Raw genomic sequence first — 252 nt, 5'->3', positions numbered from 1 at the left:
GCAGCGTATGTATTGGTGCATTCTGTTGGGCGTGACGGCGGCCTTGCTGCTGGTGGCGGGCGGCCTGGGCGCGCTTCCGGCCGCCACGCTGCTCGCCGCACTGCCATTCTGCTTCATCATGCTGCTGCTCGCCTTCGGCCTGATCCGACAGACCAATGCGGACCTAGCCGGTGTCGCGCTGGAGGAGCAGACGGCGGCGATGGGCGAACGGCTCAAGCGGTTGTTCGTGCCGGCAAGCCGCAAGGAGATCGG

Annotated in this window: 1 protein-coding gene; it reads left to right on the top strand. The window is 67.1% G+C overall.

Annotation, left to right across the window (positions count from 1 at the left end; translation table 11 throughout):
• Positions 1–31 precede the first annotated feature (31 nt).
• A partial coding sequence (locus AC3II9_RS22150) for a BCCT family transporter (protein ID WP_489158890.1) occupies positions 32–252 on the top strand: 221 nt, incomplete at its 3' end.

It is taken from the genome of Lysinibacillus sp. RU7, assembly GCF_057837305.1.
Note: the sequence above shows the minus strand (reverse complement) of the source record. Positions and strands in the feature narration are given on the sequence as shown.